The sequence below is a fragment of the Paenibacillus sp. 01T422 genome (assembly GCF_056398785.1).
The window spans coordinates 1-2,777 of sequence record NZ_JBFTQB010000865.1 but is presented as its reverse complement, the minus strand read 5'-3'; the positions used below and the strand labels follow the sequence as shown (position 1 = coordinate 2,777).

3 protein-coding genes are annotated in these 2,777 nt (G+C 43.6%); all 3 read right to left on the bottom strand.

What is annotated here, in order from left to right:
* Window positions 1-26: 26 nt before the first annotated feature.
* Window positions 27-959, bottom strand: coding sequence for a nucleoside hydrolase (locus AC1DUA_RS32605; RefSeq protein WP_477503683.1), 933 nt, complete (start codon window positions 957-959; stop codon window positions 27-29).
* 74 nt (window positions 960-1,033) lie between these two features.
* On the bottom strand, window positions 1,034-2,131 hold the full coding sequence (locus AC1DUA_RS32600) for an ABC transporter substrate-binding protein (RefSeq protein WP_477503682.1): 1,098 nt from the start codon (window positions 2,129-2,131) through the stop codon (window positions 1,034-1,036).
* Between the two features lie 256 nt (window positions 2,132-2,387).
* Window positions 2,388-2,738: a DUF2294 domain-containing protein gene (locus AC1DUA_RS32595; protein ID WP_127456545.1), complete on the bottom strand. Its 351-nt coding sequence runs from the start codon at window positions 2,736-2,738 to the stop codon at window positions 2,388-2,390.
* Window positions 2,739-2,777: the final 39 nt, after the last annotated feature.

Here is a 2,777-nt window from a genome sequence, read left to right as displayed (position 1 = left end):
CATCTATACTCCTGTTCCTGGGTTCGCTATGCACGTAACGTGCGGATAAAAAGTTGTAGAAATTCGTCAGACGCAACCTCGGTACATACCTGCACGTTGGCCTCTTTGGACAAGCGATTCTGAAAATCGCATACTGTATGCCCATCGCATAGCTCACTCTTGGTTTCTACATCAACATAGTACTCGCGCGTAGTGACCAGCTGTTTATTTAGAGCTACTCCGACAGCAAGTGGATCATGAAGCGCACAGGCTCTAACGCCATTACGTTCATAGTAACGTTCCATATATTCCGATGTACTCTCCTTCACATACCGGGCTATAGGCGAATCTCCGAGTGCTTGGATATGCTCATCTGTCAGCAACGCTTTCCTTGTTACATCCAACCCTACGAGTGTTAAGTTTGGAAAACCCGCCTGGAACACGATTTTGGCCGCTTCCGGATCGACATACATGTTGAACTCCGCTGTAGGTGTCACATTGCCGAAGCCTTGCACGACGCCTCCCATCACAATCACTTCTTTCACTTGATGAACCAGCTCAGGGTACTTCATAACGGCCAAAGCTAGGTTTGTCAGTGGAGCCGTCATAACCAAAGTGACCTCTCCGGCATGCTGTTTCACTTGATCAACGATGAAATCAACTGCGTGCCCGTCGGCTGCCTTCACATGAACCGGCATGTCGAGTAAAGCCCCGCCAAGCCCATCCTTGCCATGGACGCGATGCTCAAAGAAAGTTGGGCGCATCAAAGGTTTGTTCGCACCTTGTATGACACGAATCTCATTCTCCATCTCAAGAAGTTGAAGAATCTTGCATGTATTCTTAGTCGCTTGATCCAACGAAACGTTTCCATTCACCGTCGTGATGCCTAGCACGTCCATTTCTCCGCTACGTATGGCAAGCAGGATTCCCAGTGCATCATCTATCCCAGTATCCACGTCGAGGATGACCTTCTTTTTCATCACCAAGCCCCCTTCAAGTCTTTTTAAGAAAACAAAGGTATACACACAATCATATACCTTTGTCCGATTATATATTATTGAGCAACTTCCTTGTTCCAACGGTCAATCCACGATTTAAGATGCTCATTCACGAATTTCATATCCATCTTGATCAGCTTATTTACAACATCAGCGCCGTAAGTAATTCCTTGTGCTTCATCAGCAGAGAGTTGCAGCGTAGTGTTTACTGGTGAATCTACCTTTGCCTTTGCGGATTTCTCTTGTACTTCTTTGCTCAAATGCCAGTTGATGAAATCTTCCGCAAGCTGCTTATTTTTGCTTCCTTTAATGACGTTGACCGTATTCATTACGGCATATGCCCCTTCTTGCGGGGAAATGAACTTCGTATCAGGCACTGCTGCTTTCAAATCCTTCACATACATCTCCATGATGGGACCAGCAGCAATTTCTCCTTGCGCGAACATATTGACGAATTCAGAAGTTTGTCCATAATACTTGACGACTCCTTTATTGATCTCTTTAACCTTTGTAAAAGCTTGATCCTCATTGAACTTCGCATTTCCTGATACTAGTGATGCTGCATCTAGAACCATTGGACCTGTAGTAGATGTAATGTTTGGCAGTGTCAGCTTCTTGGAGAGTTCAGGACTCCACAGGTCGCTCCACGATTTGATCTCTTTACCGACTGCTTTCGGGTTATAGGCAATTCCGAATCGGCCAATCGTATAGGCTGGACCGTAATCTTCACCCAGCGGTGCCTTAGCAATATCGTAGATATCTTTTAAATTCGGAATACGCGTGCGGTCGATTTTTTCGAACAATCCTGCTTCAATACCTTGTTGTGCATAGTAATCGGATAAATACATAAGATCCACTTTTGAACTGCCTTGTTTCACCTTGTTTAAACGTTCGGAGTTATTGCCGATTTCCAAAACAATCTTCACATTATGCTCTTTCTCAAAAGGTGCATAAACTTCTTTCTTAAAGAAATCATCTGAAAAACCCCAAGTGGAAATAACCAGTTGCGTAGGTTCTCCTTTTGATGCTCCCGCTGGCGAAGCTGTTGCTGCACCTGTATTCCCCTGATCTTTCGCGGGTGCGGTACCACATCCCGTCAAGGCCAGTCCTACTACGGATAAAGAAATCAAACCACGAAGCATTTTTTGTTTCATCTTTAACATCCTCCCAATATCATATATATAATTTGTAGCGCAAAATCCCTTTGTTAAATTTTTACTAGTATTCTACACGGGCTCACAAATATATGCCGTGCTCTTGCTAAGACGAAAAAAAATAGAAAAGTGCCCTTGATAGAAGATAGCTTCTAACAAGAGCACTTTTCATCGTAAACAATGGAAAGAGACATCAAGTGATATACGAGCGGGTAAGCTCTTAAGATAGATCAAAAGAGATACACCGTGGTCTAGACTATTTAGTTGGTTTAAGAATAATATTCGTTATGGCCCATTGTGTCGGTGGATCATAGTCTCTTAACACCGCATCCATAGATAACCCGAGTTCTTGCTCCAGCTTTTCCCGGATTCTCTTCTTGTAAATCGAGGACATGTAAAAATCGACCTCGTGTTTTAAAGTAGGAGCCTCTCCTTCTAATGCCGTTGAGCGGGGCGACCGACGATGCTTAGCATGAAACGTAATGATATTCTGATCCAAGGAAACCTTCAGCAATGTTGTACCAAAACCGAATAACTCTTTGGATATCTCGTTATACAGGTGACACAGCTTCTTCTTGTATTCATTAGAATCATCCGGTACGGACATTACATCACCTTCAAGAGGAATAATTGATCTGTATTTTTT

Bases quoted from the DNA above. Each gene is read 5' to 3' on its own strand.
- AC1DUA_RS32600 (WP_477503682.1), bottom strand. From the start codon at position 2,131: ATGAAACAAAAAATGCTTCGTGGTTTGATTTCTTTATCCGTAGTAGGA.
- AC1DUA_RS32605 (WP_477503683.1), bottom strand. From the start codon at position 959: ATGAAAAAGAAGGTCATCCTCGACGTGGATACTGGGATAGATGATGCA.
- AC1DUA_RS32595 (WP_127456545.1), bottom strand. From the start codon at position 2,738: ATGTCCGTACCGGATGATTCTAATGAATACAAGAAGAAGCTGTGTCAC.